Source organism: Bosea sp. OAE506 (genome assembly GCF_040546595.1).
In the GTDB taxonomy this organism is placed as follows: domain Bacteria; phylum Pseudomonadota; class Alphaproteobacteria; order Rhizobiales; family Beijerinckiaceae; genus Allobosea.
Genome location: NZ_JBEPOB010000001.1, coordinates 2,370,678 through 2,395,546, shown reverse-complemented (window position 1 = coordinate 2,395,546; position 24,869 = coordinate 2,370,678). Strand labels below are relative to the sequence as shown.

The following is a 24,869-nucleotide window of genomic DNA, read 5'->3' as shown; positions in this document are numbered from 1 at the left end:
GCTTGCCTTCCGGATGGCTGCCCCTCGGGGATGAGGTGCGGCATCCTAGGGTGAGAAGGAAGCAGCGGGGATTATTTTTTTCGTGGGACCCGCGGGGAACCCCTCTCCCCTCACCCGTAAACGCAGCGGAACCCGATATAGACCGCTGTGAAATCCGCCTCCTTCCATTGCGGGGCCTCGCTGCGGGTCTGGGCCGGGCCGTACCACCAGGAACCGCCGGCGGTGAGCGCCTCGCTGCCGCGACGATCGGCCAGCCATTCCCAGAGATTGCCGCCCATGTCGTAGAGGCCGTTGACGCCGCGCCGCGTCGCCCCCGTGGGAGCGTGCCGCTCCCAGACATCGCCAGCGGCGGGGTCGGTGCCGGCGAGGTTCATGCCTGAGGGCTGGTCGCCGACGGGAAAGGGATAGGTTCGGCCGCGCTCATAGCTGTCGCTCGGGGCGGCGCGACGCTCGGTGAAGGCGGCCTCGCGCCATTCGGGGAGCGTCGGCAGCCGCCCGCCCTTGGCCGCGCAATAGTCGCGCGCCTCGAACCAGGTCAGATGCGCCGCCGGATCCGTCGGCTGCGCCGGGGCGCCGGAAGGGCTGCGATAACTCCAGCCCGGCCGGCGCTGCCAGCCGCCGACATATTCATGCCCGCCGCCCTCGCGCTCGGCCGCCGTCTGCAGGCCGCGCGCGGCGGCATGACGCGCGAAGGCCTCGACCGTGACCTCGGTCGCGTCGATCGCGAAGCCGCCGATCGCCACCGCGCCGTCGGGCGGCGCCGCCTGCGCCGCGCTTGCCAGCGCCAGCCCGATCAGCCCTGCCCATCGCCAGCGTCGCGTCATCCCGCATCCCCTCCTGTCGCGGAGCGCGATGATGCAAGCGGGCGCGTACTCCGCAAGCCGCGCATCGCCGCACCCACACGGATGCGAAGGAGTGCTGGACGCTCAGCGGTTGCGGCGCTCGCCGCGGAGCGTGGCGAGCCCGATTCCAACCGCGTCGAACCCGCCATCCACCGCCAGCGTCTGGCCGGTGACATAGCTCGCCTGGTCGCTGCACAGGAAGAAGATCGAAGCCGCCAGCTCCTCCTCGAGCCCGTAGCGGGCGAGCGGAATCGCGTCGCGATAATCGGCGCGGATCTCGGCCGAGTGCACCGCCTTGGCCATCGCCGTGTCGACCGGGCCGGGCGCGACCGCGTTGACCCGGATGCCGAGCGAGGCGAGCTCGGCCGCCTGCTGCTTGGTGAGATGGGCGAGCGCCGCCTTCGACGTGCCGTAGGCAACGCGCAGCGTCGAGGCGCGCAGCCCCGAGATCGAGGTGATGTTGACGATCGCGCCGCCGCCGGTCTCGGCCATCAGCGGGGCGGCGAGCTGCGTCATCAGGAAGGGGCCGGTGAGGTTGACCGCCATGACGCGGTTCCACTCGGCGAGCGTCGTCTCCAGCAGCGGCTTGAACACGGCCGTGCCGGCATTGTTGACCAGCGCGTCGAGCCGCCCGAAGCGGGCGGTCAGCGCCGCGAAGGCCGCCTCCACCGCATCGGGATCGGAGACGTCGCAGGGCAGCGCCAGCGTCTCTTCCGGCCGGCCGAGCGCGGCGGCGGCCTGCGCCAGCAGATCGCCCTCGATGTCGAGCAGCGCGACTGCCCAGCCCTCCTCCAGAAAGCGCTTCGCAGTGGCGAGGCCGATGCCGCGCGCGGCGCCGGTGACGAGGGCGACTTTGCTGGTGTTCTGAGGCATGGTGTTCCGACCCTTGGGCTGTCCTTGTCGTTGCGCCAGCCTTTGCACGCGGGCACCGCGGCGACCAAGCCCGCGGGCGCATCGCGTCTGGCGCCGACACCGGCTCGACAAGCCGCGCCTTCTCCTGTATGGCCCGCGCACTCAACTGAAAACAGCGTGCCGAACGCCCGCGCAGCCAAGCGCGACAACGGCAATTGGAGAGACCCGTGAACATCATCGAACAGCTCGACCAGGAACAGGTCGCCAAGCTCAGCGAAGGCCGCGAGATCCCGCACTTCCAGCCCGGCGACACCGTGCAGGTCAACGTGAAGGTCAAGGAAGGCGAGCGCAGCCGCGTCCAGGCCTATGAGGGCGTCTGCATCGCTCGCAACGGCGGTGGCCTGAACCAGAGCTTCACCGTCCGCAAGATTTCCTATGGTGAGGGCGTCGAGCGCGTCTTCCCGCTGTTTTCGCCGAACCTCGATTCGATCAAGGTCGTCCGCAAGGGCAAGGTGCGTCGCGCCAAGCTCTATTACCTGCGCGATCGCCGCGGCAAGTCGGCCCGCATCGCCGAGCGCGTCGAGGCCCGCCCCGCCAAGGGCGCCAAGGCAGACGCCAAGTAAGATCACGCCAAGTCCAATTTCGCGTCAGCGATACGACATCGAACGCGGTCCCTCGGGGCCGCGTTTTTCGTTTGCGGCGGGCCGTTCCCTTGGCGGGCGCAGCGGCTCGACCCCGCCCCGCGCCGGCAGCGCCATGCTCGGCCTGGCATGTGCCCGCCTCGCATTGCCGGCCCAGTCTGGAACTGTTAGAACCGCGCCATGACGAAGCGCCCCGCGAGCGAGCATGGCCGGCTTTGCGTGGTTCGCCGCGAGGCGAACCTGCGCCGCATGCCCACGACGCAAGGGTTCGCGGCGCTGCACGACCATGCCCGCCTGCCCTGGCGCTTCTTCGGCCGCTTCACCGCCTCGATCGCCGCGGGCCTTACCCGCGCCTGAGACCCGCGCCGCGCGCGGGCGACAGGCGAATGCGTCGTGCAGGCCGGTTCGCAGAGCCGGCCCTTTCCAGTTTCCCACCGCAGTTCCCGACCCGAGGCTCGAGCGCCATGACCGCGACTTCCGCTCCCCGCACGCTCTACGACAAGATCTTCGACGACCACATCGTCGACCGGCAGGAGGATGGCACCTGCCTGCTCTATATCGACCGCCACCTCGTCCATGAGGTCACCAGCCCGCAGGCCTTCGAGGGGCTGCGCATGACCGGCCGCAAGGTCCGCTCGCCGGAGAAGACGCTGGCCGTCGTCGACCACAACATCCCCACCACCGATCGCTCGAAGGGCATCGCGGAGGAGGAGAGCCGCATCCAGGTCGAGGCGCTCGCCAGGAACGCCAAGGATTTCGGCGTCGAGTACTTCAACGAGCGCGACATCCGCCAGGGCATCGTCCACATCGTCGGCCCCGAGCAGGGCTTCACCCTGCCCGGCACCACCATCGTCTGCGGCGACAGCCACACCTCGACGCATGGCGCCTTCGGAGCCCTCGCCCATGGCATCGGCACCTCTGAGGTCGAGCATGTGCTGGCGACCCAGACGCTGATCCAGAAGAAGGCGAAGAACATGCTCGTCCAGGTGGACGGCACGGTCGCCAAGGGCGTCACCGCCAAGGACATCACGCTCGCCATCATCGGCGAGATCGGCACGGCCGGCGGCACCGGCTCGGTCATCGAATATGCCGGCGAGGCCATCCGCGCGCTCTCGATGGAAGGCCGCATGACGGTCTGCAACATGTCGATCGAGGGCGGTGCCCGCGCCGGCATGGTCGCCCCCGACGAGAAGGCCTATGCCTATCTGAAGGGCCGGCCCAAGGCGCCGCAGGGTGCCGCCTGGGACGAGGCCCTGCGCTACTGGGAGACGCTCTACACCGACGAGGGCGCCCATTTCGACCGGATCGTCAGGCTCGACGCCAACAACCTGCCGCCGATCGTCTCCTGGGGCACAAGCCCCGAGGACGTCGTCTCGGTCGCGGGCGCCGTGCCCGACCCCGCGCTGATCGAGGACGAAACCAAGCGTTCTTCCAAGCAGCGCGCGCTCGACTATATGGGCCTCACCCCCGGCACGAAGATGACCGAGATCCCGCTCGACGTGATCTGGATCGGCTCCTGCACCAATGGCCGCATCGAGGATCTGCGCGCGGTCGCCAAGATCGTCGAGGGCAAGAAGATCGCCGGCTCGCTCGACTACGCGATGATCGTGCCGGGTTCGGGGCTCGTGAAGCAGCAGGCCGAATCGGAGGGGCTGGACAAGATCTTCCTCGCCGCCGGCTTCGAATGGCGCGAGCCGGGCTGCTCGATGTGCCTGGGCATGAACCCCGACCAGCTCAAGCCGGGCCAGCGCGCCGCCTCGACCTCGAACCGCAATTTCGAGGGCCGCCAGGGCTTCAAGGGCCGCACCCATCTCGTCTCGCCGCAGATGGCGGCGGCCGCCGCGCTGGTCGGCCGCTTCGTCGATGTGAGGCAGCTCGGCTGATCGGGTATCGCGGGGAGAAAGCGCCATGTCGAACGACCCCCGCGAATCCGCCCGCGCCGCCGAGGCGCAAGCCGCGCTCGACCGCGTCAAGCGCGACAGCGAAAGCCTGCTCGGCTCCTCCATGGGCCGGGCGGCGGATCATTTCGGCGCGAAGGATGCCCCCGAAGGCGACAGGATCGAGCTCTGGGGCCGGCGCATCGGGCGTTCGCTCTCGCTCCTCGGCGTCGTCGTGCTCGCCTGGTGGCTCGGCCATCAGCTGAAGGTCTGGTGATGGGTAGCGTCCCCGACACGCGTGCCGCGGCCGAGGCTGCGCCGGACATCGACTGGGACGGCGCCCGCGCGCCTTCGATCGAGGCCTTCGAGGTCATGGCTCAGGCTGCCTTCGATCGGCTGCCCGACGAGTTTCGCGCACTCTGCAGCGACGTGATCTTCAACGTCACCGAGTTTCCCGAGGACGACGTCTGCAAGGAACTCGAGGCGGAAAGCCCCTTCGACATCCTCGGGCTCTTCACCGGCATTGGCCTGCCGCAGCAGGGCTATGGCCCGCAGACCGGCCAGCTGCCCAACACGATCCATCTCTACCGCCGGCCGATCCTCGACTACCGGGCCGAGCATGACGAGAGCCTGGGCCACATCGTCACCCATGTGCTGGTCCACGAGATCGGCCACCATTTCGGCTTCTCGGACGAGGATCTCGAAGCCATCGAACAGGCGGCGGATCGATAAGACGATGCTCGACGAACTGATCCGCCATCTGCCCCATCTCGCGCTGGTTTATTCAGCCTTCATCGTGGCGGTCGCGAGCCCCGGCCCGAGCAACCTCGTCGTGATGGCCACCGCGATGGAACGCGGCCGCCGCGCCGGCATGGTGCTGGGGCTTGGCGTCACCGCCGGCTCGCTGACCTGGGGCATTCTCGCCGCCATCGGCGTCACCGGGCTGATCGTGGCGCATCCCGAAGCGCTCTACGCCGTCAAGATCGTCGGCGGGCTCTATCTGCTGTTTCTGGCCTGGCGCTCGGCGCGCTCGGCGATGCGGGTCGAGATGCCGCCGCCGAAGGCCGCCGTCTCCGGTCGCCGCGCCTTCCTGCGCGGCTATCTCATGCATCTGACCAACCCGAAGGCGATCCTGAGCTGGACGGCGATCATCGCGCTCGGTCTGCGGCCGGACACGCCGCAGGTGGTGCTCTATGCCATCATCACCGGCTGCATGCTGATCTCCCTGGCGATCAACCAGTTCTACGCGGTCCTGTTCTCGACCAGCTCGATGATCGCCGGCTATCGCCGCGTCCGCCGCAAGGCCGAGGCCTGCATCGCCGCCTTCTTCGCCTTCGCCAGCTTCAAGCTGCTCACGTCGTCGCTGTGAAGCCTGTTGTCGCCCGCGCCACCCTATCCTAGCTACGAAGTCCGATCGGAGTTCTCGCCATGCAGCCCTTCACCACCCTGACCTCGACCCCCGCGCCGCTGAAGGTGATCAATGTCGACACCGACATGATCATCCCCAAGCAGTATCTGAAGACGATCAAGCGCACGGGCCTGGGCACCGCGCTGTTCTCGGAGATGCGCTACAAGGAGGACGGCTCGGAGAACCCCGACTTCGTGCTGAACCAGCCGGCCTATCGCAAGTCGGAGATTCTGGTCGCCGGCGACAATTTCGGCTGCGGCTCCTCGCGTGAGCACGCCCCCTGGGCTCTGCTCGACTTCGGCATCCGCTGCGTGATTTCCACGTCCTTCGCCGACATTTTCTACAACAACTGCTTCAAGAACGGCATCCTGCCGATCGTGGTCAGCCCTGAGGACCTCGAGAAGCTGTTCGACGACGCCGATCGCGGCTCCAACGCGACGCTGACGGTCGATCTCGAGAAGCAGCAGATCACCGGCCCCGATGGCGGCACGGTCAGCTTCGACATCGACCCGTTCCGCAAGCACTGCCTGATGAACGGCCTCGACGATATCGGCCTGACCATGGAGAAGGCGCCGAAGATCGAGGCCTTCGAGGAGAAGCTGAAGGCACGCGCCTGGGCTTGAGGCGCTTCGTCATTCTCGGGCGCGGCGACGCCGCGACCCGAGAATCTCGTGCAGGGGATGCTCGGATCTTTGCCCGAGCCTGACGGGCCCTACCCCACCAGCCCCGCCATCGGCACAATGCCTCCGCTGCCGGGAAACACCTTCTCCGCCAGCACCGGCCCGGAAATCCCGAACAGATCCGCCACCACGCCCTTCGCGACACCGCGGATGTCGGTCGTTGGCTTGAGGTCGCGCTTCTCGTGGAGCTGCTCCAGCTTCAGGCCCGGCCAGTCGACGATCATCCGCCCGCCCTTGACCGCGCCGCCGACGAGGAAGGCGACCGTGCCGGTGCCGTGATCGGTGCCAACCGTTCCGTTGACCTTCGCGGTGCGGCCGAACTCCGTCACCACCATCACGACCGTGTCCTTCCAGACCGGCTTCAGGCCCTGCTCGAAGGTCGCCAGCGCGCCGTCGAGCCCGCCCAGCAGCTGCGCCAGCCGGCCCTTGGCGCCGCCCTCATTGGCATGCGTATCCCAGCCCTCGAAAGCCAGCGCGGCGATGCGCGGCCCGTCATCGGCGCCGACCAGCGCCGCAGCCCCCTCGGCGATGCGCTTCATGCCCTCAGTGCCGTCGGGCCCTCCGCCGCCCCTCGCCTCGCCGCTCATGCCCTGGCGCCGGGCGATCTCCTCGGTCAGCTTCGCCTGGGCGAGCGCACGGGCGAGCCCCGGATCACGCTGCCCGTAGAGATCCTCCAGCCGCTGGATCAGATCGGAGCCAGCGCGCGCCATGCGCGGCGGCGCCCAGCCCAGCACCGGCGCCTCGCCGCGCACCACCAGCGGCGGCACCACGCCGACGCCGAGCACGCCCTTGCGCGAGATGCCCTCCCCGGCCGGCAGATGGGCGATCAGCCGGTTGAGCCAGCCGCTGTCGGTCTTGCCCGGGCCGCCCTGCCCGCTCTCCAGCACATCCTGCCCGTCGAAATGCGAGCGCTCGCGATAGCCGGTAGCGGCCGCATGGATGACCGAGACCTGACCCGCGCCGTAGAGCCGCGCCAGATTTGGCATGGCGGGGTGCAGATAGAAGAATCCGTCGAGCGGCAGGGCCGCGTCAGGACCCTCCTTCGTCAACGCGATGCCCTCGCGCAGACCCGCATAATCGGGGTCGCCGAGCGGCGGCACGGCCGAGAGCCCGTCGAGCGCGCCGCGCAGCACCACCAGCAGGAAGCGCGGATCGCGGGCACCGGCCGCCGCATAGGCGAATTTCGGCACGAAGGACCAGGCGAACAGCGCTCCCGCCGCACCCAGCACAGCGCGCCGGGACGGCGTCATCCGCTCGCAATCGTCGTCGTCATCGCGCATCGGACTCACCTCCGCTGGAATTCGGGCGACAGCAGCAGCAGCGCCAGAGCCTGCGGCTTGCTGTCGGCGCGCGCCACCGCCTGACGCGTCTCGGCCGAGAGCAGCGGCCCGAGGATGTCGTCCGTCAGGGCGCGGGGATCGGGCACGCTGCCGGCGGCCTGCCGTCCCCACCCGGCTGCCACATCGATGCGCGTCTTGATGCCCTCCGGTGAGGCCCAGGCCTCGTTGCTGTCGGGATAGCCATTGGGGCCCGATGGCTGCCAGAAGGGCTGGCCCATCGCATTCAGCGGACCAACGATCGGACCGAACTCGGCCTTGCGTCCGAGAGCGCGGAACGCCGCCAGCAGGAACTCCTGCGGCGAGCGGATCTTGGTCGGCTCGGCACCCCAGGCCGCATCCGACTCGACCAGCGCCCGCGACACCGCGGCGAGATCGCCTTCGGTCTTCCTGAACACGGCCGAGAGGTCGCGCACCAGCGCCGGCGGCGGCTCGTCCGCGACGAAATGCCGGACGAGCTTGATCGCGATGAAATCGGCGGTGGCGGGATGTCGCGCGAGATCGGTCAGCGCCGCCAGCCCCTTCTCCTTGCCGGGCTGGCCATAGGGCTTGCCCAGGAGTTCTGGAGCGCCCGGCTCATGCAGCCCCGCATTGAAGGCAAAGGACCCGGGAAAGCCCAGCACCGCCTCGCGGCCGACCACCGTCCAGCCGGTGATGATCCGTGCGAGATTGGTGACGTCGACCTGGGCATAGCCACCGGAGACCCCGAGCGTGTGCAGTTCGAGGATCTCGCGGGCGAGGTTCTCGTTGAGGCCGCGCCCACGACGCTTGCCGGCCGCCGAGGCAGGGCCAATCGAGAGCCGGTTGTCGAGGAAATCGAGCATGGCCGGGTGGCTCTCGGCCGCGACCAGCATATCCGCGAAGCGGCCGAACACATGCGGACGGATCGCCTCGCGCTCATAGGCGCCGGCCATGATCCGCGTCATGTTGCTTTTGGTGGCACCGATGCAGAAATGGTTCGACCAGAACTGGACGAGCCGCTCCCCGAAGCCGGTCTCGGCCTCGAGCGCTAGGCGCACCCGCGCCACCACCTCGTCACGATAGGTCCGGTAGGGCAGCGCCGGCTCGTTGGCGGGCTTCGTTGGCGCCATCGCGCTCTGGCCGGCCTGACTTTGACTGTTAGGAGCGGCTGGCGCAGCGGCCGCGACCTGCTGGCCGGCGGGAGGGCGCGCCTCCCGCGCCGCCCGCTCGGCATCCTCGAAGGCATAGAGCGCCGCCCCGATCTCGGCCGCTCCCGAATAGGGCAGCCCCGTCGGTTGCGGCAGGGTGCGCCGCTCGACCTCCGCCAGCACGCGTTCGCGCGCCGTGCCGCGAATCCCGGCATCCTGGCCGAGGCCGAAGCCCAGCCCGAACCTCTGCAGCCCCACGCTCTCGCTGCGCAACACGCTCGGGCTCGCCATGCGTCGCCTCCGGTCGGGTCTCTCTGGCGGCCGAAACTAGACCCTCAATCGTGGCGAAAAGCGGAAGGCGGCCGGGAAAATGCGAGGCTTCACCGGCAAGTCCGTGCGCGGGCGCCCGAAACAGGACGACATGCTGAAAAAAAGAGCCGCCGCCCCGGTCGGGGCGGCGGCCTTGTCAGGCAGGGATGCGCGTCTTCACATCGCAGGCAGCGCGGCCACGTCGCGAACGGTGCCGCTCAGCCCGGCAATCTTGCCGACCATCATGGCCTTGCCGGTAGCGAGATCGACCTTGTGCAGGGCGCCGTCGGCGACCAGCCAGCCGGTGTTGCTGCCATCCGCCGCGGTCTCGATGTCGAAGGCGACCGCCTTCGGCATCGCGCCGAGCTTGCCGACCGCGCCGAGCACGCCGTCATTCGGCGGCGCCTGCTTCAGCAGCGCGCCGATCTTGCCGTCGATGTCGTAGAGCGCCGTCTCCTTGGTGCCCTTGACCGAGTTGGTGTAGGCGCCGGCGACGACCATCGGCGTCTCGCCCTTGTGCATGTCGGTCTCGGCGAATTTCAGCTTGCCATCGACGGTGGTCTTGCCGTCCTCGACATTGACGCGGATATTGGTGCCGTCGGAGCCGATCACGCGCAGGCGGTCGGCGGCCGGGTTGAAGTCGACGGTCGCCATCGCGCCCGCCGCCAGCACCGTGTCCATCTTCGACTTCATCGTCGCCTTTCCCGCGGCGTCCACGGTGTAGATCGTGCCGTCCGTGGACAGCGCATAGAGCATGCCGTCGGCGGGGCGCACATCGATGCCGGCGATCTTGCCGACGATGCCGGAGACCTTCATCGACTTGCCGGCCTTCTGCTTGGCGGTGTCGATCATGGTCAGGGTGTCGTCGCCGGTGAGCGCGGCGAGCATGGCGGCCTGGGCGGAGAGCGAGGCGGCGAGCGACGCGCCGAGAAGGGTCGAGGCGGTCAGCGCGAGGCGCAGGGTCCTGGTCATGTCATTGTCCTCCGGGTTCTGTTGCGGTACCGCTCGGGACTTGCGGCCCGTGGCACTCGCAGCGGCTATCGCCGACGCAGCCCGGCGGATGCAGGCTGAAAAATAAAGCCAAGCCGCGCATCCCGGATGGAACCGGCGGCGTATCCCACAGTTGGGCGTCGGGCGCCGTGCCGCGATCGCCCGGGTTTGGAGACAGTGGGGGAGTTCGCGTTGACGCAGAAGGCGGGCGAAATCGAAGCGGCGCTGCTGGCTTGCGCCGCAGGAGATAAATCCGCGCTCCGGCGCATCTACGATGCCGAGTCGCCGCGTATGATCGGTGTCGCCCAGCGTCTGCTGAAGCGTCGCGCCCTGGCCGAAGAGGCTGTGCAGGATGCCTTCGTCCTGATCTGGCGGCATGCCGCGCGCTTCGATCCGCAGCGCGGCGCCGGCCTGACCTGGATCTACGCCATCCTGCGCAACCGCTCGCTGTCGATCCTGCGCGACGAGAAGCGGACGGAGACGAGCGACGCCCCCGTCGGGGAAGAGACGGCGAGTGAAGAGGACGATCCGGAAACCGTGATGTCGAAGCTGTCCGACGCCAAGGCACTGCATGCCTGCCTGGAGACACTGCCGCAGCAGCGGCGCGGCCTCGTGCTGCTCGCCTTCGTCCAGGGCCTGACCCATGGCGAGATCGCCGGCAAGCTGAGCCTTCCCGTCGGCACCGTGAAATCCTGGATCAGGCGCTCGCTGATCGCGCTGAAGGAGTGCCTCGGATGAGCCCCTCCCCCGAAGCCTCCCAGGAGCGCGACGCGCTCGCCGGCGAATATGTGCTGGGCCTTGTCGAGGGCGCCGACCGCGAACGTCTCGAACAGCGCATCGAGCGCGAACCGGCCCTGGCCGCGAGCGTCGAAAGCTGGCGCGGCCACCTCGCCGCCATCGACGCCACGGCCCGGCCGATCCCGCCCTCGCCCGGACTCTGGGCCCGCATCGAAGCCGAGATCGCGGCCATCCTCCCTGCCGCCGAGCGCGGCCGCGCCAAGGCGGCCAAGGCGGGCGGCACGCTGGCGGACTGGTGGAACAGCCTGTTCGTCTGGCGCGGCGCGGCGTTTGCCGGCGCGCTTGCGGCGCTCCTGCTCGCCATCGGCCTCAACGGTGCACTTGACCGGGCCAAGCGCCAGCCCGTGCTGGTCGCCGTGCTGCTGACCGAGGCCAGTGTCGCCGCCGCGGTGGTCAACACCTTCGCCGACGGCCGCGTCGAGATGGTGCCGCTGCAGAACATCGCCGTGCCCGAAGGCAAGGCGCTGGAGATCTGGACGCTGTGGGATCGGGCCGTCGGACCGCGCTCGGTCGGCCTGATCGACCGCGCCCGCACCACGCCGCTGCGGCTCGACCAGCTGCCGCTGGGCAAGGACCAGCTCTTTGAGATCACGATCGAGCCCGCAACCGGCTCGCCGACGGGCAGGCCGACCGGGCCGATCGTCGCGAAGGGGACGACATCGCAGGCGTTGTGAGAGTTGGCGTGGGAAATCGCCGTCATTCCGGACAAGCCGCAAAGCGGCGCGGATCCGGAATCCATCATAAAGCTCGGTAGGTAGCGCCTTTTGATGGATTGCGGGTCTCCGCGGCGCTACGCCCGGGACGACGGCGCGCGAACTCCGTTCAAACCACCACGGTGATCGTCTCGGCCGCCCGCGTCAGCCCGGTATAGAGCCACCGCGCCCGGTGCTCGCGGAAAGCGAAACTCTCGTCGAACAGCACGATGTCGTTCCACTGCGAGCCCTGCGCCTTGTGGACGGTGAGCGCGTAGCCGAAGGTGAATTCGTCGGTGTGCTTGCGCAGCTCCCACGGAATCTCCTCCTCCGTCCCATCGAAGAAGTTCGGCAGCACCGAGACCTTGACCGGCTTGGCGTTGGGGTCGTCCTCCGGCGTCACCCGCATGGTGACGAGCCCCTTCTTCGAAGTCTTCAGCTCCTGCACGATCCAGGAGCCGCCATTGAGTAGGCCCTTGCTCTTGTCGTTGCGCAGGCAGACCAGCTTCTCCCCCGCGACCGGCACGGTCTCGGTGCGGCCCATGATCTGCCGCATGCGGGCATTGTAGTTGCGCCGCGTCTTGTTCATGCCGACGAGGACCTGGTCGGCGCTCATCACCAGCTGCGGATCGACCTCGCTGCGCCGGATCACGCGGCTCTTCCCGTAATCGCCGACATCCAGACGCCCGCCCTCTCGGATCGTCATCGACATCCGCACGATCGGGTTGTCCGCCGCCTGGCGGTGGACCTCGGTGAGCATGATGTCGGGCTCGACTTCGGTGAAGAAGCCGCCGCCCTTGACCGGGGGAAGCTGGGCCGGGTCACCCAGAACCAGCACCGGCGTGCCGAAGGACAGCAGGTCGCGGCCGAGATCCTCGTCCACCATCGAGCATTCGTCGATGATGATCAGCTTGGCCTTCGCCGCCGTGCTTTCACGGTTGAGCACGAAGGTCGGGCTCTCCTCGTCGACCCCGCGCGAGCGGTAGATCAGCGAATGGATCGTCTGCGCGCCGACGCAGCCCTTGTTGCGCAGCACGAGCGCGGCCTTGCCGGTGAAGGCGGCGAAGGCGACGTCGCCGTCGACAGCCTCGGCGATGTGGCGCGCCAGCGTGGTCTTGCCCGTGCCGGCATAGCCGAACAGGCGGAAAAGCTGCGGCTCGCCGGCCTGCAGCCAGCGCGCGACCGCGCTCAGGGCGGCATCCTGTTGCGGGGACCAGCTCATGCGGCGATGCGGCAAAGGAAAATCATGCCGCAGATGGGGACGAGTCGCGCCGCGATGGCAAGCGCGAAGGCGAAGGCCTCAGGCTGCGCGCAGGCGGCGGACGAAATCGAGCGCCTCGCGCTGCAGGCTGCCGATGCGCTCGTCCAGCGCGCGTGCGCTCGCCGCGCCCATATCGGCCTGGCCGACACTCTGGGCGTTGGCGATGGCGATCTCCGACATCGCCCCAGCCGCAGTTTCGGTGACCTGGGAGATGCGCGAGACGGTGTCGCCAAGCGAGTTCAGCAGCTCGGCATGCGAACCCACCATGGTCGAGATCTCGGCGCTGGCCTGCTCGACCGCGCCGACGCTGGACGCGATCGCCGAGACCGCACCGGCGGCGTGAGACAGCGCCTCGTTGACATGCGAGATGCGCGTCACGATCTGCCCCGTCGCACTCGCCGTCTGGGCAGAGAGCGCCTTGACCTCGCTGGCGACGACGGCAAAGCCGCGGCCATGCGGCCCGGCGCGCGCGGCCTCGATCGTCGCATTGAGGGCGAGCAGATTGGTCTGCCGTGCGATTGCCTCGATGAGGCCGACCACCTCGCGGATCTGTGTGGCGTTGTCGGTCAGCCGCTCCACCAGCGCGGTCGTGCCGACGGCCTCGTCCGTCGCCGCCGTCGCCATCTCCGAGACGCGCCGGACCTCGTCGTTGATCTGCCCGATCACCTGCTCGAGCCGCCAGGCCGCCTCGCTGCTGCGCTGCGCGTCCGCGCCTGCTCCCCCCACCGAGGAGGCCGCGGTCTCGGCGCTGCGCGACACCTGATGCACCCGGACGGCCGAATCCTCGAGCACCGTGTGCAGGCTTTCGCTGGCCCCTGCGATCTCGGAAAGCAGCGTACCGAGCCGCCGCTCGAACTCGTCGGCGATGCGGTGCAGCTCCTGCGTTCGCTGCTGGCGGTTGCGCTGGGCGAGATCGGCCTCGGCCTCGCGCGTCACCAGCGTCGCGCGCACCTCGCTCAGGCTGCGCACGATGCGGGCGAGCTGGCCGATCTCGTCGGACCGTTCCAGATGCGGCACCTCCGCCGGCGCGCTCGACGCGCTCACCCGCGCGATCGTCGCCATCAGATCGTGCAGCGGGCGCACGAGATGCAGGCGCAGGAGCAGGAAGGTGCTTAGACCGCCGGCCAGCGGCAGGAGCAGCGCCAGGGCGATGGTGCGCCAGCGCACTGCCGTGGCATGCGCGACAGAGCGAAGACGCGCATCACTGGCGCGCCGCCCGAGTTCGTCGCGCAGGGACGTCGTGGTCACAATGATCTGCCGGACGTTCTCGCGCGCGTCCTCGGCATCGGCCTCCAGCAGGGCTGCCTTGGCCGAGACTCTCCGGCCGATCTCGACGATGCCACGCTGGAAGGCGATGAAAGTCCGGATCCGCGGATCGAGCGTCGGATTGGCCTCGCGCATCGGCGCCGGCAGCGAGGACGCCAGGCTGGCCCGGGCCGCATCGACCAGTTCCACCGCGCCCTCGAGCTGGTCGAGCGCCGCCTCGATCTGCCGCGCCTCCGTATCGGCGCCGAGCCGGCTGAGCAGCGAGGCATAGGTGACGCGGTTCGCCAGAAGGGCGGCGGCATTGGCGCGATCGAGCGCCTCGATCGCCTCGGCATCGATGCCGCGGACCTCGTCCAGCCCGCGGATCGCACTGACGAGGCCGGCCGCTGCTGTGAGGCTGAGCAGTGCGAAGAGCAGGATGATCTTGCCCGTCAGTCCCAGTCTCAGCATCGTCAGGCCGCCATCGTCACGCTCGCGCGAGCTTTCGCAGATGCGAGAGAACGACAGGTTAACGACGGCGAGGAATACGCATCGATTTCAAGCCATTAGCCGGATAATGGCGTAATGGCAGGGCCGCAACGCCAAGCTTCCGGCAGACATTGAGCCCGGCCACACTGCGGCTAGGATGCAGCAGTCCGACGGAGCCTGTTCCATGCATGTGACGGTCAACGGCGTTCGCCTATACGTCGATGTCGAAGGCGCCGGCCTCGTCCCCGATGGGACACGGATGCGAGCGAAGCCAACACTCGTGCTGGTCCATGGCGGCCCCGGCGCCGACCACAGCCTCTACAAACCGGCCTTTTCCGCGCTCAGCGACATCTGCCAGATCGTCTATTACGACCATCGCGGCTGCGGCCGCAGCGAGGACGGGCCCCGCGAATGCTGGACGCTGGCGCAGTGGGGCGACGATCTGAAGGAGCTCTGCGACACGCTGGGCATCGAGAAACCGATCGTGCTGGGAACCTCCTTCGGCGGCTTCGTCGCTCAGGCCTATGCGACGCGCCATCCCGGCCATGCCGGCAAGCTGATCCTCGTCACCACCGCAGCCAAGGTCGATTTCGAGCAGATTTATGCAGCGTTCGAGCGCATCGGGGGTGTGCAGGCGGAGGAGACGGCGCGGGCCTACTGGTCTGCGCCGTCGCCGGCGACCCGGGCGCCCTATCTCGAGATCTGCCTGCCGCTTTACAACGCCAGACCACCAATCGGCCCGGCTGACTGGAAGCAGCGGGTCATCATGCGCAACGAGACGGGCGTCCATTTCAACGGGCCCGCCAACGAGCAGGGCCGGATGGATTTTCGCGAGGCCCTCGCTGGCGTCGACTGCCCCGTCCTCGTCATGGGCGGCGAGGACGATCCGATCATGCCGATCGCGTTCAGCGAGACAATCGCACAGAGCCTCCCGCCAGACCGCGTTCGATTCCAGCGGTTCCCCCGCTGCAGCCATGCCATCATGCCCGACGATCCGGAGGCGGCGCTGGCCGCCATCCGGGGCTTTATCCTGGCTTGAGCCAGCGGCGCCTCACCAGGGAATCGTCTCGCCCTGCCAGGTCCGGAAGCTGTTGGTCTCAGCCATCCCCGACGCGTCGATCGTGGCGATGAGCCCGGCTGCGCTCTCCGACGGCGCGATGTCGGCCCCGCCACCGCCCATGTCGGTGCGCACCCAGCCGGGATGGAACAGGAGTTGCGCAATGCCGCGCTCGCGCACCGCATTGCCGAACACCACCATCGTCATGTTCACCGCCGCCTTCGACGAGCGATAGGCCAGCGAACCCGAGGGGTTCAGCCCGATCGAGCCCATGCGGCTGGTGATGGTGGCGATCTTGCGGCCGCTTCCGGCCTCGATGTTCGGCAGGAGGCACTGCGCCACGCGCAACGGCCCATAGACATTGACCTCGAAGACCTCGCGCCAGACGTCGAAATCCATCGCGAGCGCGCTGTCGGCGCCACGCGGGCCATGGATGCCGGCATTGTTGACGAGGACGTCGATCGGCCGGCCGTCGAGCGCCGTCTTGGCCGCAGCGACGCTCTCGTCCGAGGTCACGTCGAGCTCCTGCGGCACCAGCGCGGCGGGATTGGCGGCCGACAATTCGGCGAGCGCCCCGCCCCAGGGATTGCGCGCCGCTGCGACGACATGGTCGCCCCGCCGCAGCAGTTCCATCGTCAGCGCAAGCCCGATGCCGCGATTGGCACCGGTGATCATCCAGGTCTGGGACATAGGGTGGCTCCGTACTCTCGGTCAGACCTTAGCCGGTGGCGACAACCTTTCCAGAGCGGCGAAAGCGTGGCCGTCATGCTCGGGCTTGACCCGAGCATCTCGTGACGCGCTCGCCGAGCCCGCGTTCGGCAAGAGATTCTCGGGTCTGCGCTTCGCTCCGCCCGAGAATGACGCGCCTCTTCTTACCCCTTCGGCTTGCCGTAGCCCCCTGCTGTCGGCGTGATCACCGTCACCGCTTCGCTGGCCTGGAGCAGCGTCTGGTCGCAGGGCTTCAGTTCCTCGACCACGCCCGAGAGACGCCGCACACTCGTCTTGCCGAGCTGCCCCGGTTCGCCGCCCTTGACGCCGAAGGGACGGACCTTGCGGTGCGAGGCCAGGATCGCGCAGTCCATCGTCTTGCGGAACCGGATCGTGCGGCTGGTGCCGTCGCCGGCGTTCCATTCGCCACGCCCGCCCGAGCCGGCGCGGATGTGGAAATCCTCCAGCACGACGGGAAAGCGCGTCTCCAGGATCTCCGGGTCGGTCAGGCGCGAATTGGTCATGTGGACATGCACGCCCGACGTGCCGTGGAAGCCCGGCCCGGCCGGGGAGCCCGAGCAGATCGTCTCGTAGTACTGGTATTCGTCATTGCCGAAGGTGAGGTTGTTCATCGTCCCTTGAGAGGACGACATCGCCTCCAGCGCCCCGAACAGCGTGTTCGTGACGGCCTGGGAGACCTCGACATTGCCCGCCACGACCGCGGCCGGATAGCGCGGCGAGAGCATCGAACCCTCGGGGATGACGATCTTGATCGGCCTAAGACACCCGGCATTCATCGGGATCGCGTCGTCGACCATGACCCGGAAGACATAGAGCACGGCAGCCCGCGTCACCGGCGCCGGCGCATTGAAATTGTCGGGCCGCTGCGGCGACGTGCCGGTGAAGTCGACGGTGGCCTCGCGCTTCTCACGGTCGATGCTGATCCTGACCTTGATCACGCAGCCCTGATCCATCGGATAGGTGAACTCGGCATCGTGCAGCTTGGTCAGCAGACGCGCGACACTCTCGGCCGCGTTGTCCTGGACATGGCCCATATAGGCCTGCACCACGTCGAGCCCGAAGGAGGCGATCATCTTCTTCAGCTCGGCGACGCCCTTGGCGTTGGCGGCGATCTGCGCCTTCAGGTCGTTGACGTTCTGCACGACGTTGCGCACCGGATAGCGCGCGCCGGTCAGGATCGCGACCAGCTCGTCCTCGCAGAAGCGGCCCTGATCGACGATCTTGAAGTTGTCGATATAGACGCCTTCCTCCTCGATCACGGTGGCCAGCGGCGACATCGAGCCCGGCGCGGTGCCGCCGACATCGGCATGGTGGCCGCGGCTGGCGACCCAGAACAAGATGGCCTTTTCTGCCTCGTCGAAGACCGGGGTGCAGACCGTGATGTCGGGCAGATGCGTGCCGCCATTATAGGGCGCGTTCAGGCAGTAGACGTCGCCCGGCTTGATGACCGGGTTGTTCTTGATGACGGTCTCGACCGACTTGTCCATCGAGCCCAGATGCACCGGCATGTGGGGGGCATTCGCCACCAGCGCCGCGCTCTGGTCGAAGACCGCGCAGGAGAAGTCGAGCCGCTCCTTGATGTTCACCGAATAGGCGGTGTTCTGCAGCGTCACGCCCATCTGCTCAGCGATCGACATGAACAGGTTGTTGAAGATCTCGAGCATCACCGGATCGGCCTTCGTGCCGATCGCGGCGTTCTGGACGAGCGCCTTGGAGCGCACCAGCACGAGATGGTCCTTGGCCGTGAGCCTGGCGCTCCAGCCCTCCTCGACCACGACGGTCTGGTTCGGCTCGATGATGATGGCCGGTCCCGAGACACCCTGGCCGGGCTGTATCGCCTCGCGCCGGACGATCCGCGCCTCGTGCCACTGCCCCTTCGAGAAGACGCGCGTCGTCTCGGCCACAGCGGGCTCGCCCGCGGTTTCCGCTGCGGAGGCCTCCTCGAACTTGGCGCCGCCGCCGATCGCCTCGACCTCGACCGCCTCGATCACCAGCGCCTTGGCTTCGTCCATGAAGCCGAAGCGGGCCTTGTGGGCCGCCTGGAACGCCACCTTCATCGCGTCGGGCGTGCCGGCCGCAACGGCAATCGCGGTATCGGTGCCGGCATAGCGGACATGGGCGCGGGTCAGGATCGCGATGTCGCCATCCGGCACGCCCTGGCCTGACACCTCGGCCCGGGTCTCGGACGCGAGCCCGGCCGCGGCGGCCTCGACCGCCACCTGGGCGCCGCCATCGAGGGCTACGTCGAGTGCGGCCGTCCGCGTCGCGCGGATCTCGGCGAGCCCCATGCCATAGGCCGAGAGCAGGCCGGAGAACGGGTGCAGCAGCACGGTCTTGATGCCCAACGCATCGGCCACGAGACAGGCATGCTGCCCGCCGGCACCGCCGAAGGAGTTCAGCGCGTAGCGCGTGATGTCGTAGCCGCGCTGGACCGAGATCTTCTTGATCGCCTCGGCCATATTGGCGACCGCGATCTGGATGAAGCCGTCGGCAACCTGCTCGGGGCTGCGGCCGTCACCGACTTCCGCCGCGAGCGCCGCGAACTTCGCCTTCACCGCCTCGACATCGAGCGGCTGGTCGCGCTTCTCGCCGAAGATCGGCGGGAAGTAATCCGGGATCAGCTTGCCGACCATGACGTTGGCGTCGGTGACCGCGAGCGGCCCGCCGCGGCGATAGGCGGCCGGCCCCGGATTGGCGCCGGCGGAATCGGGCCCGACGCGGAAGCGGGCGCCGTCATAATGCAGGATCGAGCCGCCACCGGCCGCAACCGTATGAATCAGCATCATCGGCGCGCGCATGCGCACGCCGGCCACTTCCGTCTCGAAGGCGCGCTCATACTCGCCGTCAAAATGGGCGACATCGGTCGATGTCCCGCCCATGTCGAAGCCGATGACCTTGTCGAAGCCGGCGGAGCGGCCGGTCTCGGCCAGCCCGACGACGCCACCGGCGGGGCCGGACAGGATCGCATCCTTGCCCTGGAACAGCTCGGCGGCAGTGAGCCCGCCCGAGGACATCATGAACATCAGCCGCGCGCCGGTGCGGGCGATGTCGAGCTCTTCCGACACCTGCGCGACATAGCGGCTCAGGATCGGCGAGAGATAGGCGTCGACCACAGTGGTGTCGCCACGCCCGACCAGCTTGATCAGCGGTGAGACCTCATGGCTGACCGAGACCTGCGGAAAACCGATTTCGCGCGCGATCCTGGCCGCAACCTGCTCATGGGCCGGATAGCGATAGGCGTGCATGAAGGCGATCGCCACCGCGCGGAAGCCGGCATCGAACTGCGCCTGCAGCGCGGTGCGGATCGCCGCCTCGTCGGGCGCCTGCTCGACCACGCCGTCGGCCAGCACGCGTTCTGCGATCTCGACCACCGCCTCGTAGAGCTGCTCGGGCTTGATGATTTCCTTGGCGAAGATGTCCGGCCGCGCCTGGTAGCCGATGCGCAGCGCGTCGCGGAAACCCTTGGTCGTGACCAGGAGCGTCCGGTCGCCCTTGCGCTCGAGCAGGGCGTTGGTCGCCACCGTCGTGCCCATGCGGACCTCGCCGACCAGCCCGGCCGGGATCGGCTCGCCCGTCTTCAGGCCGAGATGGTCGCGGATTCCCTGCACCGCCGCGTCGCGATAGGCGCCCGGATTCTCGGAGAGCAGCTTCCTGGCGTGAAGTTTGCCTGAAGGATCGCGGCCAATCACATCCGTGAAGGTGCCGCCCCGATCGATCCAGAAATCCCAGCGCGGCGCCATCTCAAACCCTCCCATCGGGCGACGCGGAACCGTCGCTGACGTTTCATCGATAATTTGTCGATGTGTTGTTGACAAGCCGGATTCGACGGCTACGATCTCGATTGTGACCGGAACATGGCGAGGGGCCGGGCGGTCGCGAGGTGGAGGATGCTATGACGGGAACTCTCCTGGCAATCGCGGGCTTGTGCCCGCCCGTCGGTCGGGGGATGCCCCGATGATGCGCCGCGCGCTGGACGGCCTCTATCTCGTCGCGGGCTACCTTGCCGGCGCCTTCCTCGTCGTCGTCTTCGGCCTGATGATGCTGCTCTCGGTGGGACGCGAGATCAACTTCAACATCCCCTCCGGCGACGATTTCGCCGGTTGGGCCTTGGTCGCGATGTCGTTCCTCGGCCTCGCCCACACCTTCAAGCGTGGCGAAATGATCCGCGTCGGCCTGCTGATCGAGCGCCTGCACGGCCCCAAGCGGCGGGCCGCGGAGCTGTTCTCGCTGGGGGTTGCGGCGCTGTTCATCGGCTATTTCACCTTCCAGGCGGGCAAGCTCGCCCATGATTCCTGGCAGTATTTCGACATGTCGACTGGTGTCGTTGCGGTCCCGCTCTGGATCCCGCAACTCGGCCTCGTCATCGGACTCGCCATTCTGCTCATCGCCATCCTGGACGAGTTCGTCATCGTCGCCCGCGGTGGACGTCCGACCTATGAGCCGGAGCCGCCGAAGACCGCCGAAGAACTGATCGAGCGCATCGCCCAAGGGGGAGGCGTCTGATGTCCCTGCCAATTCTCTCGCTGATCCTGCTCGGATTCCTCGTCCTCATTCTCGGCAGCGGCGTCTGGATCTCTGTCGGCCTCGGCCTCGTTGGCCTGCTCGCCATGGTGCTGGTGACCGACATCCCGATCGGACAGGTGCTGGCGACGACGGTCTGGAGCAGCGCCAGCTCCTGGACACTGGCCGCCTTGCCGCTCTTCATCTGGATGGGCGAAATCCTGTTCCGCACGCGACTGTCGGAGCAGATGTTCCAGGGCCTTTCGCCCTGGCTGCAATGGCTGCCCGGCCGGCTGATCCACACCAACATCATCGGCTGCGGCATCTTCGCCGCCGTCTCGGGCTCCTCGGCCGCCACGGTGGCGACGATCGGCAAAATCTCGCTGCCGGAGCTGCGCAAGCGCGGCTACAACGAGAAGCTCAGCCTTGGCACGCTTGCGGGTTCCGGCACGCTCGGGCTGCTGATCCCGCCCTCGATCCCGATGGTGGTCTACGCCGTCACCGCCAACGTCTCGGTGCTGCAGGTCTTCCTCGGCGGCTTCCTGCCCGGCCTGCTCGTGATGGCGCTCTACATGGGCTACGTCATCATCTGGTCGCTGCTGAATCCGGACCAGACGCCCCCGCGCGACCCGGCCATGCCTTTTCTTGCGAAGCTGAAGCAGTCGGCCAAGCTGGCGCCCTGCCTGCTGCTGATCGCGGCGGTGTTCCTTGCGCTGGTGCTCGGGTTCGCCACGGCGACGGAATGTGCAGCCTGGGGCGTCAGTGGGGCGCTGTTCCTGGCCTGGTGGAGCGGAACCCTGACCTGGACGACGCTCTATGAGAGCATCATGAGCGCGACGCGCCTGACCTGCATGATCATGCTGATCCTCGCGGGCGCAGCCTTCTGCACGGCGGCCATGGCCTATACCGGCATTCCCGCCGCGCTGGCCGAATGGGTCAAGGGCCAGGCGCTCTCGCCCCATATGCTCGTGCTGGCGCTGACCGTCATGTACATCATCCTGGGCTGCCTGATCGATGGCATCTCGATGATCGTGCTGACGGCCGTGATCGTGCTGCCCATGGTCAAGGAGGCCGGCTTCGACCTCGTCTGGTTCGGTGTCTACCTGATCATCCACGTCGAGATGGCGCAGATCACGCCGCCGGTGGGCTTCAACCTCTTCGTGCTGCAGAACATGAGCGGCAAGGACACCTGGACGGTTGCGAAGGCGGCGTTTCCGTTCTTCATTCTGCTCAACGTCGCCGTCTTCATCATCACGACCTTCCCACAGATCGTCCTCTATCTGCCCAAACTTGCCTTCCCGGACTGACCCGTCTCGACCAGCCAACCAATCAACAAAAGAGGGAAATGACGTCATGACCAACCGCAGGATCTTCACGGCCGCCGCCTTCGCCTTCGGCGTCAGCGCGCTCGCCTTCGCGGCGCCCGCCGCGGCGCAGACCAAGTGGAACCTCCCGGCCGCCTATCCGTCGGACAACCCCCACAGCGAGAATCTGGTCCTCTTCGGCAAGGATGTCGAAGCCGCGACCGGCGGCAAACTCGCGATCACCATCCATCCCGGCGCCTCGTTGTTCAAGGCGCCCGAGATCAAGCGCGCCGTCCAGAGCGGCCAGGCCCAGATGGGCGAGGTCCTGATCTCGATCCACGAGAACGAGGACCCGATCTTCGGCATCGACGTCGTGCCCTTCCTGGCGACCTCCTTCCCGGAGGCCAAGAAGCTCTACGCCGCCTCCAAGCGCCGCCGTGGAAAAGAAGCTCGACAGCCAGGGCATCAAGCTGCTGTTCATGGTCCCCTGGGCGCCGCAGGGCGTCTACACCAAGAAGGACATCAACACGATCGACGACATGAAGGGGCTCAAGTGGCGCTCCTACAATGTCGGCACGGCGCGCCTGGGCGAGTTGCTCGGCATGCAGTCGGTGACCATCCAGGCGGCCGAACTGCCGCAGGCGCTGGCGACCGGCGTCGTCAACTCCTTCATGTCCTCGGGCGGCACCGGCTATGACTCGAAGGTCTGGGAGTCGCTGACCCACTTCTACGACACCCAGGCCTGGATCCCGAAGAACGCCACCTTCGTCAACAAGGCCGCCTTCAACGGCCTCGACAAGGCGACGCAGGACGCCATCCTCAAGGCATCCGCCACCGCCGAGGAACGCGGCTGGAAGATGTGGCAGGAGAAGTCCGGCTGGTATCTCGACCAGCTCAAGGCCAAGGGCATGAAGGTTCAGGCCCCGAGCGCCGAGCTCGCCGCCGGCTTCAAGAAGGCCGGCGACACCCTGACCTCCGACTGGCTGAAGAAGGCCGGCGCCGACGGCCAGGCCATCGTCGACGCCTACAAGAAGATGTGACGAGCCGCGTCAGGGTCGGGCTTGCCCCGACCCTCTCCCGCAGGAGTCTCCCGGGCCGGCGCTCTGGCGCCGCCCGGGAATGACGGGCGCCTCAGCCATGACAGAAACATCGCCCCCATCCGACGAACTCGGACCCATCGTCTCCTCCGGCCATCTGGCCGCGGGGGCGATGCCGGCCTTGTCGGAATTCGAATTCGCCATGAGCATGACGGTGCACGCCTTCCATCGCTGGATGGTGCGCGCCATGGCGGCGGCCGGAACGCCGGACCTGTCTCCGCTCGACGTGCTGGTGCTGCACAACGTCAATCACCGCGGCAAGGCCAAGCGCCTCGCCGATATCTGCCTCGTCCTCAACATCGAGGACACGCATCTGGTGAACTACGCGCTGAAGAAGCTGGAGCGGCTGAAGCTGCTCAAGGCCGGCCGCAAGGGCAAAGAAAAGACGGTGGCGGTGACGCTCGCCGGCGAGGAGGCCTGCCGCCGCTACGCCCAGATCCGCGAGCAGCTTCTCGTCAAGTCGGTGCTCTCGACCGGGCTCGACCCCAAGCGCCTCTCCGAGATCGCCGCCGCCATGCGATCGCTCTCGGGCCAGTACGACCAGGCCGCCCGCGCCGCCGCGAGCCTCTGAAACGGCACCGCCGGCCTCAGTCCGCCGGCTCTTCCTCGACGATCCGGATCGTCACGCGCGTGCCCCGCGGCTGCTGCGCATAGGCGATCGTGGTGCCCAGGCTGCGCGCCATCGCGCCGACGATCTTGCCGCCCAGTCCGGTGCCGGTCGCCGGCCCCTGCCCCGACCAGCCGACGCCGTCATCCGCGACGACGAGCACCGTCGCGCCGTCCGGATCGCGCGCAAGCGAGACGCGGATCTCGCCCGTTCCCTCCGGATAGGCGTATTTGATCGCGTTCGTGACGAGCTCGGTCACGATCATGCCGATCGACACCGCCTTGTCGGTCTTCATCTGGATCGGCACCGCAGCAAAGCGGACGTCAGGCGTGCGCCCGGCGGCGGACATGGAATGCCCGAGCTCGCGCACCAGCGTGTCCAGATAGGCGGCGAGATCGACGGTGCGGACATCGTCGGAGGTGTAGAGGCTGCGGTGGAGATTGCCGATGGCGGTGATGCGCGCCTGCGTCTCGGCCAGCGCCGCCCTTGCCCCGGCATCCTGCACCGAGGAGGCCTGCATCCGCACGAGCGACGACACCAGAGCGAGGCTGTTGGCGACGCGGTGGTTGACCTCCGCCAGCAGCACGATGGCGCGGTCGCGCGCGGCGCGGACCTCGCGCTCGGCCTCCTCCTTGGCGCGCATCAGCCGCGCCCGCTCGACCGACTGTTCCAGCGCCGCAGTCAGCAGCACCTCGAAATCCTCGCCGATCGTCTTGACGACATAGTCGACCGCGCCGGCCTTCAGCGCCTGAACCGCGATGGCGAGCTCCGAGGAGGCGGTGACATAGACCACCGGCGGAGCGCCTTCGCTTCCGGCGAGCCGCGCCAGCACCTCCAGCCCCGAACTCGTCCCGAGGTCGTGGTCGAGGATCACCGCGTCGATGCCGCCCTGCGCGATCCGCGCCAGCCCCGCCTCGGCATCGCCGACATGCTCGACCGCATAGCCCTTGCGCGCGAGGATGCGTTGCACGAGCCGCCCCAGCGCCACGTCATCGTCGATATACAGAACCGTCAGGGGTCGATGGGGCATCGCCGGAGCGCGTGC

23 protein-coding genes and 1 pseudogene are annotated in these 24,869 nt (G+C 68.1%); 14 read left to right on the top strand and 10 right to left on the bottom strand.

The window, feature by feature from the left end; all coding sequences use genetic code 11:
- Positions 1 to 110: 110 nt before the first annotated feature.
- Complete coding sequence (locus ABIE41_RS11680) at positions 111 to 824, bottom strand: formylglycine-generating enzyme family protein (protein ID WP_192644616.1); 714 nt, start codon at positions 822 to 824, stop codon at positions 111 to 113.
- A gap of 102 nt (positions 825 to 926) precedes the next feature.
- Entirely contained in the window at positions 927 to 1,715 is a 789-nt protein-coding gene (locus ABIE41_RS11675) for an SDR family NAD(P)-dependent oxidoreductase (protein ID WP_192644615.1), read from the bottom strand.
- A 206-nt stretch (positions 1,716 to 1,921) separates the two neighbouring features.
- Between ABIE41_RS11675 and rplS the strand changes: the two genes are divergently transcribed.
- The 7 genes from rplS to leuD all read left to right on the top strand — a co-directional run bounded on the left by rplS (position 1,922) and on the right by leuD (position 6,243).
- Positions 1,922 to 2,317, top strand: coding sequence for a 50S ribosomal protein L19 (gene rplS / locus ABIE41_RS11670; protein ID WP_192644614.1), 396 nt, complete (start codon positions 1,922 to 1,924; stop codon positions 2,315 to 2,317).
- Between the two features lie 198 nt (positions 2,318 to 2,515).
- Positions 2,516 to 2,692, top strand: coding sequence for a hypothetical protein (locus ABIE41_RS11665; RefSeq protein ID WP_192644613.1), 177 nt, complete (start codon positions 2,516 to 2,518; stop codon positions 2,690 to 2,692).
- A 107-nt stretch (positions 2,693 to 2,799) separates the two neighbouring features.
- Positions 2,800 to 4,218, top strand: a complete 1,419-nt coding sequence (leuC, locus tag ABIE41_RS11660; RefSeq protein WP_192644612.1) for a 3-isopropylmalate dehydratase large subunit — start codon at positions 2,800 to 2,802, stop codon at positions 4,216 to 4,218.
- Positions 4,219 to 4,243: 25 nt separating this feature from the next.
- Complete coding sequence (locus ABIE41_RS11655) at positions 4,244 to 4,489, top strand: hypothetical protein (RefSeq protein WP_192644611.1); 246 nt, start codon at positions 4,244 to 4,246, stop codon at positions 4,487 to 4,489.
- Entirely contained in the window at positions 4,489 to 4,944 is a 456-nt protein-coding gene (locus ABIE41_RS11650; RefSeq protein WP_192644610.1) for a metallopeptidase family protein, read from the top strand. Before ABIE41_RS11655 ends, ABIE41_RS11650 begins: the two co-directional genes overlap by 1 nt.
- A 4-nt stretch (positions 4,945 to 4,948) precedes the next feature.
- Positions 4,949 to 5,581, top strand: coding sequence for a LysE family translocator (locus ABIE41_RS11645; protein ID WP_192644609.1), 633 nt, complete (start codon positions 4,949 to 4,951; stop codon positions 5,579 to 5,581).
- 59 nt (positions 5,582 to 5,640) lie between these two features.
- Positions 5,641 to 6,243: a 3-isopropylmalate dehydratase small subunit gene (gene leuD / locus ABIE41_RS11640; protein WP_192644608.1), complete on the top strand. Its 603-nt coding sequence runs from the start codon at positions 5,641 to 5,643 to the stop codon at positions 6,241 to 6,243.
- Positions 6,244 to 6,332: 89 nt separating this feature from the next.
- Here the strand turns inward: leuD and ABIE41_RS11635 are convergent, their stop codons facing one another.
- The 3 genes from ABIE41_RS11635 to ABIE41_RS11625 form a co-directional block, all read right to left on the bottom strand.
- Positions 6,333 to 7,580, bottom strand: coding sequence for a DUF1501 domain-containing protein (locus tag ABIE41_RS11635; protein WP_354192020.1), 1,248 nt, complete (start codon positions 7,578 to 7,580; stop codon positions 6,333 to 6,335).
- 5 nt (positions 7,581 to 7,585) lie between these two features.
- Positions 7,586 to 9,037 (bottom strand): DUF1800 domain-containing protein, encoded by a 1,452-nt coding sequence (locus tag ABIE41_RS11630; RefSeq protein WP_192644607.1) that lies wholly within the window; start codon positions 9,035 to 9,037, stop codon positions 7,586 to 7,588.
- Between the two features lie 195 nt (positions 9,038 to 9,232).
- Positions 9,233 to 10,027, bottom strand: a complete 795-nt coding sequence (locus ABIE41_RS11625; protein ID WP_192644606.1) for a DUF4394 domain-containing protein — start codon at positions 10,025 to 10,027, stop codon at positions 9,233 to 9,235.
- Between the two features lie 210 nt (positions 10,028 to 10,237).
- Here ABIE41_RS11625 and ABIE41_RS11620 point away from each other — a divergent pair, with 210 nt between their 5' ends.
- Positions 10,238 to 10,783: a sigma-70 family RNA polymerase sigma factor gene (locus tag ABIE41_RS11620; protein WP_354192017.1), complete on the top strand. Its 546-nt coding sequence runs from the start codon at positions 10,238 to 10,240 to the stop codon at positions 10,781 to 10,783.
- Positions 10,780 to 11,517, top strand: coding sequence for an anti-sigma factor (locus ABIE41_RS11615; RefSeq protein WP_192644604.1), 738 nt, complete (start codon positions 10,780 to 10,782; stop codon positions 11,515 to 11,517). Before ABIE41_RS11620 ends, ABIE41_RS11615 begins: the two co-directional genes overlap by 4 nt.
- A 148-nt stretch (positions 11,518 to 11,665) precedes the next feature.
- Here ABIE41_RS11615 and ABIE41_RS11610 read toward each other — a convergent pair whose 3' ends face one another.
- Complete coding sequence (locus ABIE41_RS11610; RefSeq protein WP_192644603.1) at positions 11,666 to 12,757, bottom strand: ATP-dependent DNA helicase; 1,092 nt, start codon at positions 12,755 to 12,757, stop codon at positions 11,666 to 11,668.
- Positions 12,758 to 12,835: 78 nt separating this feature from the next.
- Positions 12,836 to 14,512 carry a methyl-accepting chemotaxis protein gene (locus ABIE41_RS11605; RefSeq protein ID WP_192644602.1) on the bottom strand — a complete coding sequence of 559 codons (1,677 nt, stop codon included), beginning with the start codon at positions 14,510 to 14,512 and terminating at the stop codon, positions 12,836 to 12,838.
- Positions 14,513 to 14,714: 202 nt separating this feature from the next.
- Here ABIE41_RS11605 and ABIE41_RS11600 point away from each other — a divergent pair, with 202 nt between their 5' ends.
- Entirely contained in the window at positions 14,715 to 15,569 is an 855-nt protein-coding gene (locus ABIE41_RS11600) for an alpha/beta fold hydrolase (protein ID WP_192644601.1), read from the top strand.
- Positions 15,570 to 15,581: 12 nt separating this feature from the next.
- Here ABIE41_RS11600 and ABIE41_RS11595 read toward each other — a convergent pair whose 3' ends face one another.
- On the bottom strand, positions 15,582 to 16,277 hold the full coding sequence (locus ABIE41_RS11595) for an SDR family oxidoreductase (RefSeq protein ID WP_192644600.1): 696 nt from the start codon (positions 16,275 to 16,277) through the stop codon (positions 15,582 to 15,584).
- Positions 16,278 to 16,459: 182 nt separating this feature from the next.
- The gene (locus ABIE41_RS11590) at positions 16,460 to 20,056 is read right to left on the bottom strand and encodes a hydantoinase B/oxoprolinase family protein (RefSeq protein WP_192644599.1); all 3,597 of its coding nucleotides are present in this window, start codon (positions 20,054 to 20,056) and stop codon (positions 16,460 to 16,462) included.
- Positions 20,057 to 20,270: 214 nt separating this feature from the next.
- On the opposite strand from ABIE41_RS11590, the gene ABIE41_RS11585 reads away from it, so the two are divergent.
- From ABIE41_RS11585 to ABIE41_RS11570, 4 genes and pseudogenes are all read left to right on the top strand, one after another.
- On the top strand, positions 20,271 to 20,819 hold the full coding sequence (locus ABIE41_RS11585; protein ID WP_354192012.1) for a TRAP transporter small permease: 549 nt from the start codon (positions 20,271 to 20,273) through the stop codon (positions 20,817 to 20,819).
- Positions 20,819 to 22,123, top strand: coding sequence for a TRAP transporter large permease (locus ABIE41_RS11580; RefSeq protein WP_192644598.1), 1,305 nt, complete (start codon positions 20,819 to 20,821; stop codon positions 22,121 to 22,123). Before ABIE41_RS11585 ends, ABIE41_RS11580 begins: the two co-directional genes overlap by 1 nt.
- A gap of 46 nt (positions 22,124 to 22,169) precedes the next feature.
- Positions 22,170 to 23,160: pseudogene (locus ABIE41_RS11575) on the top strand (TRAP transporter substrate-binding protein).
- 97 nt (positions 23,161 to 23,257) lie between these two features.
- A complete protein-coding gene (locus ABIE41_RS11570) occupies positions 23,258 to 23,788 on the top strand; it encodes a winged helix DNA-binding protein (protein ID WP_354192009.1) in 531 nt (176 codons plus the stop codon).
- Positions 23,789 to 23,804: 16 nt separating this feature from the next.
- On the opposite strand, the gene ABIE41_RS11565 is transcribed toward ABIE41_RS11570, so the two are convergent.
- The gene (locus tag ABIE41_RS11565; protein WP_192644595.1) at positions 23,805 to 24,854 is read right to left on the bottom strand and encodes a sensor histidine kinase; all 1,050 of its coding nucleotides are present in this window, start codon (positions 24,852 to 24,854) and stop codon (positions 23,805 to 23,807) included.
- Between the last annotated feature and the right edge of the window lie 15 nt (positions 24,855 to 24,869).

Bases quoted from the DNA above. Each gene is read 5' to 3' on its own strand.
- ABIE41_RS11675 (WP_192644615.1), bottom strand. From the start codon at position 1,715: ATGCCTCAGAACACCAGCAAAGTCGCCCTCGTCACCGGCGCCGCGCGC.
- ABIE41_RS11630 (WP_192644607.1), bottom strand. From the start codon at position 9,037: ATGGCGAGCCCGAGCGTGTTGCGCAGCGAGAGCGTGGGGCTGCAGAGG.
- ABIE41_RS11595 (WP_192644600.1), bottom strand. From the start codon at position 16,277: ATGTCCCAGACCTGGATGATCACCGGTGCCAATCGCGGCATCGGGCTT.
- ABIE41_RS11590 (WP_192644599.1), bottom strand. From the start codon at position 20,056: ATGGCGCCGCGCTGGGATTTCTGGATCGATCGGGGCGGCACCTTCACG.
- ABIE41_RS11625 (WP_192644606.1), bottom strand. From the start codon at position 10,027: ATGACCAGGACCCTGCGCCTCGCGCTGACCGCCTCGACCCTTCTCGGC.
- ABIE41_RS11635 (WP_354192020.1), bottom strand. From the start codon at position 7,580: ATGCGCGATGACGACGACGATTGCGAGCGGATGACGCCGTCCCGGCGC.
- leuC (WP_192644612.1), top strand. From the start codon at position 2,800: ATGACCGCGACTTCCGCTCCCCGCACGCTCTACGACAAGATCTTCGAC.
- ABIE41_RS11655 (WP_192644611.1), top strand. From the start codon at position 4,244: ATGTCGAACGACCCCCGCGAATCCGCCCGCGCCGCCGAGGCGCAAGCC.
- ABIE41_RS11580 (WP_192644598.1), top strand. From the start codon at position 20,819: ATGTCCCTGCCAATTCTCTCGCTGATCCTGCTCGGATTCCTCGTCCTC.
- ABIE41_RS11680 (WP_192644616.1), bottom strand. From the start codon at position 824: ATGACGCGACGCTGGCGATGGGCAGGGCTGATCGGGCTGGCGCTGGCA.
- ABIE41_RS11645 (WP_192644609.1), top strand. From the start codon at position 4,949: ATGCTCGACGAACTGATCCGCCATCTGCCCCATCTCGCGCTGGTTTAT.
- ABIE41_RS11570 (WP_354192009.1), top strand. From the start codon at position 23,258: ATGACAGAAACATCGCCCCCATCCGACGAACTCGGACCCATCGTCTCC.
- ABIE41_RS11610 (WP_192644603.1), bottom strand. From the start codon at position 12,757: ATGAGCTGGTCCCCGCAACAGGATGCCGCCCTGAGCGCGGTCGCGCGC.
- ABIE41_RS11600 (WP_192644601.1), top strand. From the start codon at position 14,715: ATGCATGTGACGGTCAACGGCGTTCGCCTATACGTCGATGTCGAAGGC.
- ABIE41_RS11665 (WP_192644613.1), top strand. From the start codon at position 2,516: ATGACGAAGCGCCCCGCGAGCGAGCATGGCCGGCTTTGCGTGGTTCGC.
- ABIE41_RS11585 (WP_354192012.1), top strand. From the start codon at position 20,271: ATGATGCGCCGCGCGCTGGACGGCCTCTATCTCGTCGCGGGCTACCTT.
- ABIE41_RS11565 (WP_192644595.1), bottom strand. From the start codon at position 24,854: ATGCCCCATCGACCCCTGACGGTTCTGTATATCGACGATGACGTGGCG.
- leuD (WP_192644608.1), top strand. From the start codon at position 5,641: ATGCAGCCCTTCACCACCCTGACCTCGACCCCCGCGCCGCTGAAGGTG.
- ABIE41_RS11605 (WP_192644602.1), bottom strand. From the start codon at position 14,512: ATGCTGAGACTGGGACTGACGGGCAAGATCATCCTGCTCTTCGCACTG.
- ABIE41_RS11615 (WP_192644604.1), top strand. From the start codon at position 10,780: ATGAGCCCCTCCCCCGAAGCCTCCCAGGAGCGCGACGCGCTCGCCGGC.
- ABIE41_RS11650 (WP_192644610.1), top strand. From the start codon at position 4,489: ATGGGTAGCGTCCCCGACACGCGTGCCGCGGCCGAGGCTGCGCCGGAC.